We start from the raw sequence: 16,017 nt of genomic DNA, 5'->3' as shown, positions 1-16,017 counted from the left end.
TCATCTTCTATTTATTTTTTATGTTGATGGTTTAGTTGGTTAAATGTGCTAATAACGCTTGCCAAAGCGGTAAAACATATTCAATTTGAGTTAAACAATACTCATAAACAAGGTAGCAAATAATGCTACCTGTGATGATGCCGAACCATATAAATAGCTTGTTTTGGAATTTTTGAGCAACATACCAAATAAGTGTCAAAAATGCTCCCATAAGCATACCGCCAATATGGGCAGCATTATTGATACCTGAAATCATAAAGCCCATGCTTAAGTTAATTGCCATGACAATGATCAGTGTTTTTTTATCTAAAATGAATTTTTGACGAGGTAGCGGGGGCAGTATAGCCAGTAAAGTTAATGATCCACCTAAACCCATCACCGCACCTGAAGCACCTGCACCAACACGTGGTAATAACTCAGGAATCATTGTATTTGAGTTTAGAAGTGTGTAACTCTCTTGAATAGAGATATAACCACTTAATAAACTACCCGAAAGCCCTGCTAATAAGTACAGTCCTAAAAAATACCAGCGCCCATAAAGCTGTTCCACAATACTGCCAAAAATATATAAAGCCCACATATTGAGCATGAGATGAATAAGCCCAAAGTGGAAAAACATGCTACTAAATAGACGGAATGGTTCAGCTAAAAAGGTTAAAGGAGCATAATCTGCACCCCAACGAATGGCATCGGCAGAGCTTGGGTTTGAAATATCCATACCCGCTATTACTTGCCAAGCAAATAACGCGACATTTATGGCAATAATCAGCGCCGTAGCCCACCAAAGGTGAATATCAAGTTTTGCATGAATAATTGGTGGATTTTGGTTTGTCATGTGATTTTTGGGATATGATTCATTATGATAAAAATGATAATTAAGCTGTTTAAAATAAGCTTATGACATCTTAAGATAGCACGAAAAAATTAGACAGGGGTATGGTTCTAACGTGAAAGCCTTTATTCTGCGTATATTAATGATACTTGTAAGTTTAGTACTCATTGTTCAATTGTGGATTTTTGCAAGTCTAGCTTGGTGGCGTACGCATCCTGTAAATACAACCATGTTTATGCGAATTGACTATTTGTCAGATATGTCTAAGCCTATTCAGCATGAATGGCGTGACTATGACCAAATCAGTGATTATTTAAAACATGCTGTTGTTGCTGCTGAAGATGGAAAATTTATGAGCCATAACGGTTTTGACTGGGATGGAATGAAAGTTGCTTTAGAACGTAATAAAGATAAAGGGAAATTAGTTGCGGGAGGCTCAACAATTTCACAGCAATTGGCTAAAAATTTATTTTTATATAATAAAAGATCATTTGTTCGAAAAGGGCAAGAAGCTGTCATTACATGGATGATGGAGCGTATGTGGTCAAAAGAACGTATTTTAGAGGTATATTTAAACTCTGTTGAGTTTGGTGAAAATATTTATGGTATTGAAGCAGCAACTCAGCATTATTTTGGTAAATCATCAAAAAGTTTAACGCGTGAACAAGCGATATTTTTGGCAGCCATATTGCCAAATCCAAAGTATTTTCAAGACAGACGTCATGACAGTAAATTAAAGTATCGTAAGCGAATGATTCAAAAGTATATGCGTTATAGCCAAATTCCGTAATGTGTATATCTTGTAATCGGTAAACAAAAAGTCCAATAAAATTGGGCTTTTTTTATGAAATTGTCACAATTTTGAAGCATACTTGTAGATATGGATAGACTTTAAAATAATGATGGTGATTTATGAATACGGCTATAAGTGAAATTCCTGTGCAAGCTCCACAAATTGAATATGCATACAATGATCGCTATATCAATCGTGAATTGTCTATTCTAGATTTTCATTTGCGTGTGTTGGAACAAGCTGTAGATCCGCTTCATCCCTTACTTGAACGCATGAATTTCTTGCTGATTTTTTCTCGTAACTTAGATGAATTTTTTGAAATTCGTGTTGCAGGAATGATGGAGCAACTAGATTTAGGTAATGAAAGCCACAGTCCAGATGGTTTGACGCCTAAACAGGTTCTAGAACAAATTTCTAAAACTGCACATGAAGCCATTGAGCGCCAATATCGCATTTTAAATGAAGAAATTTTACCTAAATTACGTGAAGAAGATATCTGTTTCTTACGCCGTGGAGAATTAACACCTGCACAATCTGCATGGGTGAAAAAATACTTCCAAGAACAAGTCGCTCCTGTATTAACACCGATTAGCTTAGATCCTGCACATCCATTTCCACGATTAGTGAATAAGTCACTGAATTTTATTGTGACTTTAGAGGGGAAAGATGCTTTTGGTCGTCAGATTGATTTAGCCGTTGTTCCAGCCCCACGTTCATTGCCACGCGTTGTACGTTTACCTGATGAACTTACAGATGGTAAAGAACATCATGTCATGCTGTCTGCGATTATTCATGAGCATGTTTCAGATTTATTCCCTGGTATGACAGCAACGGGTTGCTATCAGTTCCGTGTAACACGTAATGCAGATTTAGCACTGAATGAAGATGTTGAAGATTTAGCTAAAGCATTAAAGGGTGAGTTAAACTCGCGCCGCTTTGGTCGTGCAGTACGTTTAGAAGTTACACAAAACTGTCCAAAGAATATTTATGAATATTTATTAGATGAGTTTGATTTACATGAGTCCCAACTTTATAAAGTTCATGGACCTGTGAATCTTGCACGTTTATTAACGAACTTTAAGCGTCCACATTTACGTTACGATTCACATACGCCAATTATTCCAAAAGTACTCAAAAAATCTGAGAATATTTTTAGTGCAATGCAAAAGCAAGATATTTTGCTACATCATCCATTTGAATCTTTTGCACCAGTCATTAACTTGCTTCGAGAAGCTGCACGTGATCCTCAAGTTTTAGCAATTAAGCAAACTTTATATCGTAGTGGTCCAGATTCTGAAATTGTACAAGTACTTGCAGAAGCTGCTCGAAATGGTAAAGAAGTTACAGCCGTTATTGAGCTTCGAGCACGTTTTGATGAAGAGTCGAATATTGAAGTTGCAAATGTATTGCAAGAAGCAGGTGCAGTGGTTGTTTACGGTATTGTGGGCTATAAAACACATGCCAAAATGATTTTAGTTGTACGCCGTGAAAATAATAAGCTCGTACGTTATGTTCACTTAGGAACGGGTAATTATCACGCAGGTAATGCACGTATTTATACAGACTACGGCTTACTCACTACAGATAAAGAGCTTTGCGAAGATGTGCATCGTGTATTCCAAGAACTCACTGGAATGGGAAAAATGGCAAAGCTGAAAAAGTTATTGCATGCACCATTTACGCTTCATGCTCAGTTGCTTAATTTTATTGATGATGAAATTGCGAATGCAAAAGCAGGAAAACCCGCACAAATTATTGTGAAAGTAAATGCCTTAACAGAAGTACAGCTGATTAATAAATTGTATGAAGCATCACAAGCGGGCGTGCAAATTGATTTAATTATTCGTTCAATTTGTTGTTTGCGTCCTGGTTTGCCAGGCTTGTCTGAAAATATTCGTGTTCGTTCAATTGTTGGGCGCTTTTTAGAACATACTCGTGTTTATTACTTTAGCAATAATGGTGATGCTCGTATTTACTGTTCAAGTGCGGACTGGATGGATCGTAACTTATTCAATCGTGTTGAAGCATGTTTTCCTATTGTCGATTCAGTATTGAAGAAACGTATTTATCAGCAAGGTTTATTAACATACTTAAAAGATAATCAACAAGCGTGGCTATTACAAAGTGATGGTACTTGGCTACGTGCTAGCGTTGAGGACGGTGGTGCATTACACAATGCACAGCGTTTATTGTTAGCCACTATTAAATAATCACAAGCTCAAAATAAAAAAAGGAGTCATAAATGACTCCTTTTTTATTTGCTAAATTACTGCTGGTTTTGCGTAATTTTTTGCAAAATTTGAAGTAGAACATCGAACTCACTTTGTAGTGGTGTGCTCTTACGTGTGACTAACGCTAAAGTACGGCTAGGTGCAGCATCGATAGGTTTAACAACTAAATCTGGATTTGCTTTCACCATATTGGTGTGAATTGCAATTTCAGGAAGTAGGGTAAAGCCAAGATTTGCAGAAATCATCTCTACAAGTGTTGGAAGAGAACTTGCTTTTAAACGATGATCATTTTTACGTTCGCCAATTGGGCAGGCACTTAAGGCATGATCACGTAAGCAATGACCTTCTTCAAGCAACATCAAGCGAGATAAATCAAGCTGATCTAAAGTTTTTGCATTTGCCGCATTTTGGTCTGACTTATGGTAAACCAAACATAAGTTTTCACGAGTAATTTCTGCAACTTTTAAGCTACGCGTATCAAAAGGTAGAGCAAGAACAACCATATCTAGGCTGCCATACTCTAATCTCTCAACAATTTTTTCGCTTTGTGCTTCGTGAAAATGAAGTTGAATTTTAGGAAGTTGCTTATGCACTTCATCTAACAGTTGCGCCAAAATAAATGGAGCAATTGTTGGAATCACGCCAAGGTGTAAATCACCTGTCAGTGGTTCACTCATTTCACGACTTAAACGCATTAGGTCTTGTGCATCAGCCAATAGAACACGGGCTCGAGCAACGACTTGTTCACCCAAAGGGGTTAAACGTACGTTTTGGCGATCACGTTCAACGAGTACGCCACCCAATAATCGTTCTAATTCCATGATACCGCCCGACAAAGTCGATTGGGTCACAAATGAACGGCGCGCGGCTTCTGTGAAGTGCAACGTTTCAGACAGCGTAACTAGATATGATAGCTGTCTTAGGGATGGTAATGCAGCCATAGTGTCCTAATTTTTCGATTTAAAGTGATGTACAAATAATCCGCTAAGATATGGAATAAAGTGCGGAGGGACATCATGCCCCATTCCTTCAATTAATTCAAACTTAGCCCCAGGTATTGCTTTTGCAACAGCCTTACCATGTCCAGGAGGTAATAAGCGATCACAAGAACCATGCACGACTAAGGTTGGTTTTTGAATCTGCTTATCTAAATGTAACAATGATCCTGTACATAATATTGCTAAAAACTGTTGAAGTACACCCGTAGGATAATAACTCCGATGATATAGTTTTTTAGCTGTTTGCATTGCTTCAAGTTGATTTACAAAACCTGGTGATCCAATAGTTTTGAGTAATTGCATACTATGATCAATAATACCATTTTCATCTGTAGACTCTGGTTTTCCAATTAAACTAAATAGTTGTTTTGGATAAGGCAAAGGTAAAAATGGTTTATTGTTACTGGTAAAGAGTAAGCCTAGACTTTGGACTTTTTCAGGGTAATTTGATGCAAGAATCTGTGCAATCATTCCTCCCATAGAAGCGCCAATTATATGTGCTTTTTCTAGACCGAGTTGATCAATTAATAAAGCTGCATCTTCAGCCATATCATATAAGCTGTACGGTGCACCTTGATTCTGTAAGCCAACAGAAAAGCGACCCATCATTTTTATGGTATTTAGTTTTGGTCCGTTGTTTCGTATTTTACTTGATAATCCTATATCTCGGTTATCATAACGTATTACACGAAAGCCTTGATCAATAAGTGATTTACAAAAAAAATCAGGCCAAAATAGTAATTGTGCACCTAAGCCCATAATAAGCAAAATAGCAGGATCTTCTTTTTTTCCACCCACTTCAACATGAAGTTCTATGCCATTGGCTAAATTTACTTTAGTTTCAGACATAAAAGAGGTGTAAGGGGAGTCCTGAAATTTTAGGGCACTATTCATTTTTATTTTCCTAACAAAGATGCTTGTAGGCATCTTTGCCATTTAAACCTTAAACAGATGCAGGAATCAAGTCTGGAACAAGTTTAGTTAATGTTAAACGTTGTTTACCAGCTGTAGCACCTAATAATACAAAACCACGTAAAGTTTCCGATGAATCGAAGGCTTTTGCAATCATACCATCATCTAACTCTTCTGTTTGCCAAGTCACTTCTAGCTCATTTGGAACTGCTAAAACAGTAAGTGGTGCGGCAGGTGTTTTGACTGCAACAGGCATTGCAGGGTAGTGAACAGCGGTATGTGTACCATTGAGTGTTTTAGCAAGAGCACGTGCTTGTTGCATAATTGGCATAACATAAGGCAGTAAAGTACCGTTTACTTCTGCACAGTCACCTACGGCATAAACATCTACTTGATTTGTTTCAAGTGAGCTATTTGTTACTACGCCACGTGCAGTTGTAATATCTGCAGCTTTAGCAAGTGCTGTATTGGGTTGTAAACCAATTGCAGAAAGAACAGCGTCGGCAACAAAAGATTGTCCATTTGCTAAAGTCACAACATAACTGTTGTTTTCTGCTTTGGAAATTTTTTCAACTGTTGTGCCTAATACAAAATGTACACCAGTATCTTCTAAACCTTGTTTAAAAGCAGATGCGACATGTGCAGGTAATAAGCGGCAGAGTGGTTGAGTTGCTAAATCTACAACCGTTACTTTGTGTCCAGTATTTTGTAAGTCATTGGCAAACTCACAACCAATTAAACCTGCACCTAAAATGACAACACGTTTATCGTGATTTTGATCAATTTGCTTACGGAACTCGGTGTAATCACTTAAATTATTTACGACATGAATGTCATCACTTGCATCACCTGCAATGGCTAAGCGAATAGGATTTGCACCAATGGCTAAAACAAGTTTTGCATAAGTTAATGTAGATTCAACGCCATCTTTTTCTAAGCTTAAAATGTGATTCTCTGCATCTATGCTTTTTACCCACGTATTTTTTTCAATGCGCATATTGAGTTGAGCACTCATTTTTTCTGCATCGCCTAAAGCAATTTGCTCAGGTGCTTTTTTACCTACTAGTGCGTTTGAAAGCGTTGGTTTTGCATAATTTACTGCGTCATCGGCACAAATCATAACAAGTTCTTGTTCTGTATTTAGTTTACGGAACTCACGAGCTACGGTATAACCCGCCATGCCTGAACCAATGATGACGATAGGATGCATAACAATCTCCACGTTAAAAGGAATAGTGCATAAAAAAGACCAGATTCTGGTCTTTTATGCAGATACTTAGATTTCAATCATTTCAAAATCTGCTTTAGACACGCCACAGTCAGGGCACGTCCAATCATCTGGAATATCTTCCCATTTAGTACCAGCAACGATACCGTCTTGAGGGCAACCTTCTGCTTCGTCATAAATCCATCCACATACGATGCATTGATATTTCTTCATTTGACTCTCCAAAACCGATCTAACGAGGATCAGTGAAAATCCTTATAAAAGGCAAGATACTATTTATATGACGGTCTGCGTGCATATATACGTAAATTTTTACGCAGTTATATGTATAAAGTAAAGTAAATATCTTTCTTTAATTGAGCATTTGTTAAAATGAATGTGGTTAATGAGCAAAACTTGTCATAAATTATCGAGTACTTAAGTACGAAGCTGAATTGAATAATATATTTTGTATGTGAGTGAAACATATTGTTTTACATAGAGCATTATTCGCAAATTAAGACTTAAGTTGAACAGATTTTTGTGAGAAAAATAAGTATTTTATAATTAGATTAATCTATATTTAATATTTATATAAAAAATAAAGTAATAAAAACAAATGTTTAGCTATTTATTGTGTGTTTGTATATTATTAATACAGCTCTAATTTGCTAGCCCTTAGTTAAAATAAGCTGTAAAATTCAACTATCCCTTCATTTTTTTTTAAATATCTCCCATGAGTAATCAGTCTACAACTTTGTGGTCACACATTCGTACGGTCCAAGATTTTCCAAAACCAGGTATTTGTTTCTTTGATCTTACGCCATTATTTATGAATAACATTAGTCTTTTGACTGATGCACTTATTGCGAGTATTCCAGCAAAACAACTTGAAGAAGTTGAAAGTTTTATTGCCGTAGAGGCTCGTGGCTTTGTGCTTGCAAGCTTACTTGCACAGCGTACAGGTAAAGGGCTAATTTTGGTTCGTAAGGCAGGTAAATTGCCACCTCCTGTAGTTGGTGTGGGTTACAGCTTAGAGTATGGTTTAGACCGTTTAGAAATGTCAGCTGAAATTGAAAGCCAAAAAGTGATTATTGTAGATGATGTACTTGCAACTGGCGGTACTTTAAAAGCAGTAAAACAACTTGCTGAAAAATGTAATCATAATGTTTTAGGTGCAAGTATTTTCTTAGATTTACCAGATTTACATGGTGATTTAGGTTTAGATATTTGGACTGTTTTAGATGATAAATCTAAGCCTGAAACTGAAGCAGCATAAATTTTTTAATTTATTCTGACTAAAAAAGCCACATACATTGTGGCTTTTTTTTATTGTGATTCTTTTATTTAAATGTTTTTTCTATTTCTAAAATTAAATCATTTATTTGTTCAGGTTGTGCGAGGCGATGGTGTCCGCCTTCAATACTTTGGATTTGCATATAGTTTTCTAAAAACTCTTTCGTTGCATGCATATCAAGAACTTCATCACCCAATTCAATATACGCCATTTGTTGAATGTCATGATTCAAAATATTGTCAGAAATAGGGGGGTAATCATCACGAAAATTTGGTTTTAGACTTGGGTTAGCAATGACGCATGGAATTTGGTATTTAAATGACATTAATAAAGCCCAATAACCACCTAAACTATGACCCACAATAATATTAGGTTTAATTTTTTCAATAATGTCGTGATAAAACTGAGCAACAGTTTCAAAATTTAAATTTCGATAATCGACATTAATACAGTATTTTTGCTCTGCATCAATTGCATGAAATTTTGTTGAATCTCTTGAAGAGTCCAAGCCATGGAAAAACAAAATTTTAGAAAGATAGGTCGTCATTATTTTTTATTCACAAAACAAAAATATTAAAATTTGATTTTTCAACAAAGGGTTAAGAATAATGTTAATCAATATGGGTATTTAAAACAGTTAGATATTGGTCTATGTTGTATTCATTTTTCAGCCTTTAGTCTAAGTTGTCAGCTAATTTAATGTCGTAAAACGGATATTTGTTTGTGTACAACTGAATGATAAAATTACTTCTAGCTAATTTTTTTGTTGTATCTACTAGATTTTTATAAATCTGCAGTATTTCCCTCTGCTCATTATCTCGTAAATCTGCTATGCTATGCCACTTCTATTTCTTATCTAATCTACGAGGCAGAGATGACGCAAAATAACGCTCAATCGACTTCTGAACAAACTATTTCCGAAAACGATTTAATTGCACAGCGTCATGCCAAGTTAAAGCAAATCCAAGAACAAGCAAAAGAAACGGGTGTTAGCCCTTGGCCAAATACGTTTAAACGTGAACATTACGCACAAGATTTACAAGACCAATTTGCAGAAGTATCGAAAGAAGATATTGAAGCGGGTGAAAAAGTTTACGTGTCTGTAGCAGGTCGTGTGATGTTAAACCGTGGTTCATTCATGGTTATTCAAGATATGACAGGTCGTATCCAGTTATATGTTGCACGTAAAGAGCTTGCACCTGAAGTATTGGAAACAATCAAAGGTTTAGACCTTGGTGATATTATTGCAGTTCAAGGTTATGTAGGTCGTTCTGGTAAAGGCGATTTATACGTACATATCGAACATTTCGAATTATTAACTAAATCATTGCGCCCACTTCCAGATAAGTTTCACGGTTTAACAGATACAGAAGTTAAATACCGTAAGCGTTATTTGGACTTAATCGTAAACGAAGAAACACGCAAAACATTTGAAATTCGTGCAAAAGTAGTTTCAGGTATTCGTGCATATTTAACCAATGAACGCTTCATGGAAGTTGAAACTCCAATGATGCATGTCATTCCAGGTGGTGCATCTGCGCGTCCATTTGAAACACATCATAATGCTTTAGATATGCCATTGTTCTTACGTATTGCACCTGAGCTTTACTTAAAACGCTTGGTTGTTGGTGGTTTTGAACGTGTGTTTGAAATTAACCGTAACTTCCGTAATGAAGGTGTATCGACACGTCATAACCCAGAATTTACAATGATCGAATTCTATCAAGCTTATGCAGATTATAAAGACTTGATGGAATTGACTGAAAAAATGCTAGAAAAATTAGCAATCGACATTTTAGGTTCTACAGATGTTCCTTATGGCGAAGAAGTGTATAGCTTCAAAGGTCCATTCAAGAAAATTTCAATGTTTGATGCAATTCTTGAGCACAACCCACAATTCACACCTGAAAATGTGGCAGATCGTGATTTCCTTGCTGATTTCGTTAAGAATGAATTGAAAGAACAAGTGAAGCCTGGTTTTGGTTTAGGTAAACTTCAAACAATCGTATTTGAAGAAACTGTTGAAACTCAGCTTCGTCAACCGACATTCATTACAGAATATCCAGCGGAAACTTCTCCATTGGCTCGTCGTAACGATGACAACCCGCATATTACAGACCGCTTTGAATTCTTCATTGGTGGTCGTGAACTTGCAAATGGTTTCTCTGAGTTAAATGACCCAATCGACCAAGCAGAGCGTTTCCAAGCGCAAGTTGCTGAAAAAGATGCAGGTGATGATGAAGCAATGCATTATGATGCAGACTTTGTTGAAGCTTTAGAATACGGTTTACCTCCTACAGCAGGTCAAGGTATTGGTATTGATCGTTTAGTGATGTTATTTGCTAATGCACCAAGTATCCGCGATGTAATTTTGTTCCCACATATGCGTCATAAAAATGCATAAGTTGTGAAGAGTAAAAAACCCGCCTAGTGCGGGTTTTTTTTGAAATAAATTTTATCTATATTTTAGTTTATACAGTGTAGTCATTATAAAAGAGTAGTTTGAATACGTACTTTCATATCTAATGCTTGTTGCATAATAAAGTTTTTCATCCAAGCAACGTGTTGTCCCATTGGGTTAATTTTGATTGCACTATTAAGAAATGATAAGGTTTCTTGCTGAAAAAGTTGCTGTTCAATTGCTTCTGAAAGCTGTTGGCTATTGCATGCTAAAGGCATGCTTACCGTATAAAAAGCTTTAGGGAAATTATAAAAAGCATAAAGTAAGTTAAAGGCACGTTCATCTCCCTTTAAATTGCCTGCGCCAATTTCGTAATTTTTATTCTGATTACTATGCGTAATACCAATCACAAATTGCCACTGATTATCCGAAAGTCGTAAGCCAAATTGCATGCCAATTTGGTCTGTTGTATGTTCATGCTGAACAAAGTTATTCAATGCAGAACCATCTTCCGTTAATGCTTCTTGTAAAACCAACATGTGTTGTTGATGCTGATATATATAGCCTGCAAGCATTGCTTGTTCTAGTTGATTTTTTAATGATTCAAGGTCAAAGTGGCTATACGGCATAAATATAAGTCTTGTATGAAACTTACTTAATTTAAGCATGTTTAGCTAGAAATAGAAGCAATTAATAAGAGTTTTTAAGAATAAAAGGGTCTGAATTGGCTCTAAATATATGATCAAAAAATCAGGCATTTGAGTTTAAATAAATTAAGTTTAGCTATCTGATTAATTATATTTTATAAGCAATATCAATAAAGCTTTATATGATGAATTCGAATATTAATATCATAAAACAAGCAATAGCTTGGATAACTAAATCACTATAATGAATATAAAATTTCATATGTGTCATAAGTACACGTTTTTCTAAGCTGGTGTTGTCCATGTCGTTAAATGAGGAAAGACTTACTCATCTAAAACAGCTTGAAGCTGAGAGTATTCATATTATCCGTGAAGTAGCTGCTGAGTTTGAAAACCCAGTTATGCTTTACTCAATTGGTAAAGATTCAGCAGTCATGCTGCATTTAGCCCTGAAAGCATTCTATCCTGCAAAACTTCCATTCCCGCTACTGCATGTAGACACAGGTTGGAAGTTCAAAGACATGATTACTTTCCGTGACAACATGGCAAAAAAACATGGTTTTGATTTGATCGTGCATCAAAACAAAGAAGGGAAAGATGCAGGCATCAACCCATTCGACCACGGTAGCTCTAAATATACAGACATCATGAAAACTCAAGGCTTAAAACAAGCACTTGATAAATACGGTTTTGATGCTGCTTTTGGTGGCGCACGTCGTGATGAAGAAAAATCACGTGCAAAAGAACGTGTTTATTCATTCCGTGATTCTAAACATCGTTGGGATCCTAAAAACCAACGTCCTGAACTTTGGAATCTTTATAACGGTAAAGTGAACAAAGGCGAAAGTATTCGTGTGTTCCCATTGTCAAACTGGACTGAGCTTGATATTTGGCAATACATTTACTTGGAAAGTATTCCATTAGTACCGCTTTATTTAGCTGCAGAACGTCCTGTGGTTGAACGTAGTGGTACACTGATTATGGTTGATGATGAACGTATGCCTTTAAAAGAAGGTGAAGTTCCACAAATGAAATCGGTACGTTTCCGTACGTTGGGTTGTTACCCACTTACTGGTGCTGTTGAGTCTGAAGCTGACACATTGCCTGAAATTATTCAGGAAATGCTTTTGGCAACAAGTTCTGAACGTCAAGGTCGTATGATTGACCATGATGAAGCAGGCTCAATGGAGAAGAAGAAACAAGAGGGTTACTTCTAGAATCTCTCCCAACCTCTCTTTAAAAAAGAGAGGAGATTTCCCCCTTTATTAAAAGGGGATACAGGGGGATTAAAAACCGATTTCAAAAGAATATGTGGAGTTTGAGCAATGTCTCATCAATCAGAATTAATTAGCCAAGATATCTTGGGTTATTTAAAACAACACGAAAATAAAGACTTATTGCGTTTTTTAACTTGCGGTAACGTAGATGATGGTAAATCGACTTTAATTGGACGTTTACTTTACGATTCAAAATTGATTTATGAAGATCAATTGCAAGCAGTTACGCGTGACTCTAAAAAAGTAGGCACAACAGGTGATGCACCTGATTTGGCTTTACTTGTAGATGGTTTACAAGCTGAGCGTGAACAAGGTATTACGATTGATGTTGCTTACCGTTATTTCTCTACAGAAAAGCGTAAGTTCATTATTGCCGATACTCCTGGGCACGAACAATACACACGTAACATGGCGACAGGTGCATCTACTTGTGACCTTGCGATTATCTTAATTGATGCGCGTTATGGTGTTCAAACACAAACACGCCGTCATACATTTATTGCAAGCTTGTTAGGCATTAAGAACATTATTGTTGCAATCAATAAAATGGATTTGGTTGAATTTTCTGAAACTCGTTTCAATGAAATTCAAGCGGAATATGCTGCCTTTGTTGCACAGTTAGGTGACCGTAAACCTGCAAATATCATCTTTACGCCTATTTCTGCGTTGAATGGCGATAACGTGGTAAACAAATCTGCAAATACGCCTTGGTATACAGGTGAAACTTTAATGGGTTCTTTAGAATCTGTTGAAATTAACCGTACATCTGCGAAGCAAGATTTCCGTTTTCCAGTTCAATATGTAAACCGTCCTAACTTAGACTTCCGTGGTTTCTGCGGTACTGTTGCGCTAGGTGATGTGTCTGTTGGCGATAAGATTGTTGCTTTACCATCGGGTAAATCTTCAACTGTAAAAGAAATTGTAACTTTCGATGGCAACCTTGAGCGTGCTGTTGCAGGTCAGGCTGTTACGCTTACATTAAATGATGAAATTGATATTTCACGTGGTAATGTTTTAGTTCGTGCAGATCAGGCTGAGCCATTTATTTCACGTTCTGTGAATGCAACTGTCGTTTGGATGGCAGATCAACCGCTTGTAATTGGTAAATTGTATAACTTGAAAGTGGGTACGCAAACTGTCCCTGCGAAAGTGACGGCAATTAATTTCCGTACAAATGTAAACACGCTTGAAAAGGCGAAAGTAGAAAGCTTAGAGCTTAACTCTATTGCGAATGTTACTGTTGAGTTTGATGCACCTGTTGTATTTGACCGTTATCAAGACAGTCGTTATACAGGTTCATTTATTTTCATTGATCGTTTAAATAATGTGACGATTGGTGCAGGTATGGTGGAAGAGTCTGTTGAATGGACTGCTCATACAAACCCTGTCACTGCGGAAGCACGTGCTGCTCGTTTAGGTCAAAAGCCTGCGTCTATTACTGTTTCTGAAGCTGCATTAGCAAATGCTCAAGTGCTTGAGAATTTGTTGCTTCAACAAGGTGTAGTTGCTATTGCGAAAGCTGGTTTAGACGCTACTCAAGTTGCACTTTTACGTGAAACGGGTGTTGCGATAATTACAACTGTAGCGGAAGGTACGGATGTAAGCTTTACTGTAGATGCTGTTGAAGAACTTGCTGAAAAGATTGTTGAGTTAGTTCGTTTATAAGACTGAATTGATTTAAATTAAACCCGCCTAATGGCGGGTTTTTATTAGACAAAAGATATACATATCATAAGAGTTATACTTCTGGATATTATGTAAAAACAAAATACTGTTATTAACAGACCGTTGAATGATTATTAATATTAGAAAATAAAAGGAAAGTATGAATATCAAACAAAAGCTTATCGATGTAGGTTTTAAAAATGTAGGATTTTGGAATATTGGGGATAGTGATGAGTTGATATATAAATTAAATTATTTATCTAGTGTTGAAAATATACTTTATGCATTTATAGAAAATAATGAATTGCTGTATATCGGTAAAACTACACAAAATTTGGATAATAGGTTTAAGGGTTATCTCAAGCCAGGTCGTACTCAAACGACAAACATTAGAAATAATTTAGAACTAAGTAAATTGCTTAAATTGGGGAAAGTAATTGAAATTTGGCTATTTGAAGATTTTGGATTGATGAATTATGGTGGATTTAAACTTAATTTGGCAGCTGGTTTAGAAGATGCATTAATAAAAGAATTAAAACCAAGATGGAATGGAAGTAGGCTGAAAATCAGTGAAATCAGTGAAATCAGTGAAATCAGTGAAATCAGTGAAATCAGTGAAATCAGTGAGCAATTAATATATGAATTGACTCTATTTGATACTTATTTTAATTGGCAGTGTCTTAATATTGGAGTCGCATATTCACATTGTTTAGGAAATGGCTTTGTTGCATAAAGGCTTGAAAGGCTGAGCTCCCCTAGGTGAGCCAAATTTAAGAGACAACTTGGGTATGAGGACGACCTAATTCTGTGAATTTATTCAAGACTGCCATGCGTGCGTGGATCTCATTCACCTGACTAGGAAAACTCCTTGCTGTTAATTTATCGCCTAATAATTTGATGCAATGCATCTTCGTTTCAACCAAACTCCGACGGTGATAACCAGACCACTTTTTCCAAAGCGATCTACCTAGACGTTTGACTGTCTTTAATAACTCGTTCCGCTCGATAGACCTCGCTTGCTGATCTTTCCAAGGCTTTGCATTTTTCCTCGGTGGAATGATCGCATGTGCATCTCGATCTAAAATGACTTGTCGGCAATGCTTTGTGTCATAAGCACCATCTGTATAAACAGAATCAATTTTCTCATCCAAGGGAATTTGAGAAAGTAAATCTTCAAGTACTTGAGAATCACCAACATCATTTGTAGTGAGCTGTACAGCACGTATTTGAAGAGTTTTAGCATCTATAGCAATATGCAGCTTACGCCATTGACGACGATATTCAGCCCCATGTTTCTTGCATTTCCATTCACCTTCACCTAGAAACTTCAAACCAGTAGAGTCTACGAGTAGATGCAGACCATCACTACTTTTTTCATAGCTAATCGCAATATCAATATGTTTTTGTCTTCTGCAAAGCGTAGTGTAATCCGGCGCTGTCCAATCTAATCCAGAGAGTTTAATCAGACTTTGAACAAAACCTGTGACCATACGTAAAGAGAGTCGAAATAGAGATTTGATCATTAAGCAGCATTGAATCGCTGTATCGGAGTAGGTCTGATTTCGACCTTGCTTGCCTTGTGATTGTGCATACCACTGGGTCTTTGGATCAAACCAAATGGAAATATTACCCCGGTTGATTAAGGCTCGATTATAGGATGACCAATTGGTTGTACGATAGATTTTAGGGGCAGGTTTATTCATTTTGAAATTATATTGCTGAATAAGCCTTCCATGCTAGGTTTGTGCAACAAAGCC

Annotated in this window: 15 protein-coding genes; 7 read left to right on the top strand and 8 right to left on the bottom strand. The window is 36.5% G+C overall.

All coding sequences use genetic code 11. From position 1 onward, the window contains the following. Nucleotides 1–31: 31 nt before the first annotated feature. Nucleotides 32–835, bottom strand: coding sequence for a rhomboid family intramembrane serine protease (locus tag AC5YDH_RS01085; protein WP_496116420.1), 804 nt, complete (start codon nucleotides 833–835; stop codon nucleotides 32–34). Nucleotides 836–947: 112 nt separating this feature from the next. Between AC5YDH_RS01085 and mtgA the strand changes: the two genes are divergently transcribed. Further along, nucleotides 948–1,622, top strand: a complete 675-nt coding sequence (gene mtgA / locus AC5YDH_RS01080) for a monofunctional biosynthetic peptidoglycan transglycosylase (protein ID WP_496116419.1) — start codon at nucleotides 948–950, stop codon at nucleotides 1,620–1,622. Between the two features lie 122 nt (nucleotides 1,623–1,744). Next, nucleotides 1,745–3,835 (top strand): polyphosphate kinase 1, encoded by a 2,091-nt coding sequence (ppk1, locus tag AC5YDH_RS01075; RefSeq protein WP_496116417.1) that lies wholly within the window; start codon nucleotides 1,745–1,747, stop codon nucleotides 3,833–3,835. A gap of 56 nt (nucleotides 3,836–3,891) precedes the next feature. On the opposite strand, the gene oxyR is transcribed toward ppk1, so the two are convergent. The 4 genes from oxyR to rubA all read right to left on the bottom strand — a co-directional run bounded on the left by oxyR (nucleotide 3,892) and on the right by rubA (nucleotide 7,207). After that, the gene (oxyR, locus tag AC5YDH_RS01070) at nucleotides 3,892–4,797 is read right to left on the bottom strand and encodes a LysR family transcriptional regulator OxyR (RefSeq protein ID WP_496116416.1); all 906 of its coding nucleotides are present in this window, start codon (nucleotides 4,795–4,797) and stop codon (nucleotides 3,892–3,894) included. Nucleotides 4,798–4,803: 6 nt separating this feature from the next. Then, nucleotides 4,804–5,748 (bottom strand): alpha/beta fold hydrolase, encoded by a 945-nt coding sequence (locus AC5YDH_RS01065; protein ID WP_496116415.1) that lies wholly within the window; start codon nucleotides 5,746–5,748, stop codon nucleotides 4,804–4,806. A gap of 49 nt (nucleotides 5,749–5,797) precedes the next feature. Then, nucleotides 5,798–6,976, bottom strand: coding sequence for an NAD(P)/FAD-dependent oxidoreductase (locus AC5YDH_RS01060; protein ID WP_496116414.1), 1,179 nt, complete (start codon nucleotides 6,974–6,976; stop codon nucleotides 5,798–5,800). A 66-nt stretch (nucleotides 6,977–7,042) separates the two neighbouring features. Further along, on the bottom strand, nucleotides 7,043–7,207 hold the full coding sequence (gene rubA / locus AC5YDH_RS01055; RefSeq protein ID WP_496116413.1) for a rubredoxin RubA: 165 nt from the start codon (nucleotides 7,205–7,207) through the stop codon (nucleotides 7,043–7,045). A gap of 502 nt (nucleotides 7,208–7,709) precedes the next feature. On the opposite strand from rubA, the gene AC5YDH_RS01050 reads away from it, so the two are divergent. Continuing rightward, nucleotides 7,710–8,252 (top strand): adenine phosphoribosyltransferase, encoded by a 543-nt coding sequence (locus AC5YDH_RS01050; protein WP_496116412.1) that lies wholly within the window; start codon nucleotides 7,710–7,712, stop codon nucleotides 8,250–8,252. A gap of 64 nt (nucleotides 8,253–8,316) precedes the next feature. Here AC5YDH_RS01050 and AC5YDH_RS01045 read toward each other — a convergent pair whose 3' ends face one another. Then, nucleotides 8,317–8,817, bottom strand: a complete 501-nt coding sequence (locus AC5YDH_RS01045; RefSeq protein WP_496116410.1) for a YqiA/YcfP family alpha/beta fold hydrolase — start codon at nucleotides 8,815–8,817, stop codon at nucleotides 8,317–8,319. Between the two features lie 327 nt (nucleotides 8,818–9,144). On the opposite strand from AC5YDH_RS01045, the gene lysS reads away from it, so the two are divergent. Then, nucleotides 9,145–10,674, top strand: a complete 1,530-nt coding sequence (gene lysS, locus AC5YDH_RS01040) for a lysine--tRNA ligase (RefSeq protein ID WP_496116409.1) — start codon at nucleotides 9,145–9,147, stop codon at nucleotides 10,672–10,674. A gap of 83 nt (nucleotides 10,675–10,757) precedes the next feature. Here lysS and AC5YDH_RS01035 read toward each other — a convergent pair whose 3' ends face one another. Further along, a complete protein-coding gene (locus tag AC5YDH_RS01035; protein ID WP_496116408.1) occupies nucleotides 10,758–11,300 on the bottom strand; it encodes a hypothetical protein in 543 nt (180 codons plus the stop codon). 320 nt (nucleotides 11,301–11,620) lie between these two features. Here AC5YDH_RS01035 and cysD point away from each other — a divergent pair, with 320 nt between their 5' ends. The 3 genes from cysD (at nucleotide 11,621) to AC5YDH_RS01020 (ending at nucleotide 14,993) form a co-directional block, all read left to right on the top strand. Beyond that, complete coding sequence (cysD, locus tag AC5YDH_RS01030; protein ID WP_496116407.1) at nucleotides 11,621–12,535, top strand: sulfate adenylyltransferase subunit CysD; 915 nt, start codon at nucleotides 11,621–11,623, stop codon at nucleotides 12,533–12,535. Between the two features lie 108 nt (nucleotides 12,536–12,643). Further along, entirely contained in the window at nucleotides 12,644–14,260 is a 1,617-nt protein-coding gene (cysN, locus tag AC5YDH_RS01025) for a sulfate adenylyltransferase subunit CysN (protein ID WP_496116406.1), read from the top strand. Nucleotides 14,261–14,420: 160 nt separating this feature from the next. After that, nucleotides 14,421–14,993, top strand: coding sequence for a GIY-YIG nuclease family protein (locus AC5YDH_RS01020; RefSeq protein ID WP_496116404.1), 573 nt, complete (start codon nucleotides 14,421–14,423; stop codon nucleotides 14,991–14,993). Between the two features lie 37 nt (nucleotides 14,994–15,030). On the opposite strand, the gene AC5YDH_RS01015 is transcribed toward AC5YDH_RS01020, so the two are convergent. Continuing rightward, nucleotides 15,031–15,963: an IS5 family transposase gene (locus tag AC5YDH_RS01015; RefSeq protein WP_496116183.1), complete on the bottom strand. Its 933-nt coding sequence runs from the start codon at nucleotides 15,961–15,963 to the stop codon at nucleotides 15,031–15,033. Between the last annotated feature and the right edge of the window lie 54 nt (nucleotides 15,964–16,017).

The organism is Acinetobacter sp. FY683 (assembly GCF_059515885.1).
This window is presented reverse-complemented; position numbering and strand designations above follow the sequence as displayed.